The organism is Nocardioides sp. (genome assembly GCF_035481145.1).
Lineage (GTDB): Bacteria > Actinomycetota > Actinomycetes > Propionibacteriales > Nocardioidaceae > Nocardioides.
In genome coordinates, this window is sequence record NZ_DATIHB010000100.1 from 1 (window position 1) to 2,370 (window position 2,370).

Genomic DNA, 2,370 nt, shown 5'->3' on the forward strand with positions numbered 1-2,370 from the left:
CCTGACTTCGCCGCCTAGTGTTCCGCCCATGACCACCGACGCCCTCCTGGCGGCCTACGACGACCAGCTGCGCACCGATGCCGAGATGGCCCGCGCCGAGGACGTGCAGCGCGCGGGGCCGCTGCTGTGGGGCGTCTTCGACCACGGCGGCTTCGTGTCCTACCGCGACCTCGGCGGTCTCGCGGGGACCGCGCTCGACGAGGCGATCGAGCGTACGGTGGCGCACTTCCGCGACGACACGGACGTCGGGTCCTTCGAGTGGAAGTCACGCGGCCACGACGAGCCCGCCGACCTCGGCGAGCGCCTGGTCGCGCACGGACTCGTCGCCGAGCCGGCCGAGACGGTGATGGTCGGGGAGGCGTCGCTGCTCGCCGTCGACGTGCCCCTCGCGGCCACGCCGGAGGGCCCCGTCGTCGTACGCCGCATCGAGCCGGGGCCCGACGCGGTGCCCGACCTGACCCGCATGCTCGAGGCGCAGGAGTCCGTCTTCGGCGGCGGCCGCGGGCCGTCGGTGGCGTCCGCGCTGCGCGAGCTCACCAGCGGTGCGTCGGAGTTCTGGATCGCCGAGGTCGGCGACCGCGTCGTGTGCGGCGGCCGGCTCACCCCGGTCGAGGGCACCGACTTCGCCGGCATCTGGGGTGGCTCGACCCTGCCGGAGTTCCGCGGCCGCGGGATCTACCGTGCGCTCGTCGCCGCGCGCGCGCGCTCCGCGGTCGCCCGCGGCATCCGGCTGGTCCACTCCGACTGCACCGACATGTCGCGCCCGATCCTCGAGCGTTCGGGCCTGCGGGCGATCACGACGACGACGCCGTACGTCTGGACCCGCTGAGCGTCCCGCCGGCTCGGCCCGGATATCTGGCGCCCCCTCTCGCAGAGTCCCCGCTCGAGCGGGGAGTCCGCCACTTGGAGGCCCGTACAACCCCCTCCAGGTGTCGGACTTCCCCACCAAGTCCCGCGAGCGCCCGCCCGCGCCGGCCTGCCCGGATCGCGCGGCGACGCCGGTCAGAGCGGCGTGTAGTCGATCTCCAGGAAGTCGGCGACCTCGGGCACCCACCGGTCGGCGACGAAGGCCGCGTGGACCGGGTGGGAGCTGTAGCCGTCGTACGCCGCCTGGTCGGCGAACTCCATCGAGAAGCCGAACGTGAAGTCGTTCTTCGCGCTGGTCTGGCGCAGCTGCTCGTACGCCTCGACGCCGGGGATGTCGGCCAGCGACCGGGCCGCGGCGAGGAAGTCGGCCTCCTCCGCGGAGCCGGGAGCGTGGTGGAGACGGAAGGCGACGGTGTGCCGGATCATGCGCCCAAGGCTAGGGCGACCCAGGTCACACCGAACTTGTGTCCGGATCGGGGAACATCGCGGGCCGACTTGCGTTGTACCTCATGAACAGACTTGAGTCAGAGCGACTCAACTGTTTTGCCTCCTCCGCCGACGCGCGGCAGGATGGCAGCAGACTCACGTCATCCAGGCAGAACCCACAGCAGGAGGTAACACACCATGGCTCGAGCGGTCGGCATCGACCTGGGCACGACGAACTCCGTCGTGTCCGTTCTTGAGGGTGGCGAGCCCACCGTCATCGCCAACGCCGAGGGCGCCCGGACCACCCCGTCCGTCGTCGCCTTCACCAAGTCCGGCGAGGTCCTCGTCGGCGAGGTCGCCAAGCGACAGGCGGTCACCAACGTCGACCGCACCATCCGGTCCGTCAAGCGCCACATGGGCGAGGACTGGAAGGTCGAGATCGACGACAAGACCTTCACCCCCCAGCAGATCAGCGCCTTCGTGCTCCAGAAGCTCAAGCGCGACGCCGAGGCCTACCTCGGCGAGACCGTGACCGACGCGGTCATCACCGTCCCGGCCTACTTCTCCGACGCCCAGCGCCAGGCCACCAAGGAGGCCGGCGAGATCGCGGGCCTCAACGTCAGCCGCATCGTCAACGAGCCCACCGCGGCCGCCCTGGCCTACGGCCTCGACAAGGGCGAGGACCAGACGATCCTCGTCTTCGACCTCGGCGGCGGCACGTTCGACGTGTCCCTGCTCGAGATCGGCGAGGGCGTCGTCGAGGTCAAGGCGACCTCCGGTGACAACCACCTCGGTGGTGACGACTGGGACAACCGCGTCGTGGAGTGGATGGTCAAGAAGTTCAAGGACAACAACGGGGTCGACCTCGGCGCCGACAAGATCGCCAAGCAGCGCCTCCAGGAGGCCGCGGAGAAGGCGAAGATCGAGCTGTCCTCGAGCTCCGAGACCACGATCCACCTGCCCTACATCACCCACGGCGAGGGCGGCCCGCTCCACTTCGAGGAGAAGCTGACCCGCAGCGAGTTCCAGAAGCTCACCGCCGACCTGCTCGAGCGCACCAAGGCGCCGTTCCAGAAC

The 2,370-nt window shown here is 70.4% G+C and carries 3 protein-coding genes; 2 read left to right on the forward strand and 1 reads right to left on the reverse strand.

Annotated features, from left to right (window positions below):
• Positions 1-28 precede the first annotated feature (28 nt).
• Positions 29-829: a GNAT family N-acetyltransferase gene (locus tag VLF38_RS08905; protein ID WP_325270912.1), complete on the forward strand. Its 801-nt coding sequence runs from the start codon at positions 29-31 to the stop codon at positions 827-829.
• Between the two features lie 173 nt (positions 830-1,002).
• Here the strand turns inward: VLF38_RS08905 and VLF38_RS08910 are convergent, their stop codons facing one another.
• Positions 1,003-1,293: a Dabb family protein gene (locus VLF38_RS08910; protein ID WP_325270913.1), complete on the reverse strand. Its 291-nt coding sequence runs from the start codon at positions 1,291-1,293 to the stop codon at positions 1,003-1,005.
• A 198-nt stretch (positions 1,294-1,491) separates the two neighbouring features.
• On the opposite strand from VLF38_RS08910, the gene VLF38_RS08915 reads away from it, so the two are divergent.
• Positions 1,492-2,370, forward strand: an 879-nt coding sequence (locus tag VLF38_RS08915) for an Hsp70 family protein (protein WP_325270914.1), incomplete at its 3' end; no start/stop codon positions are given.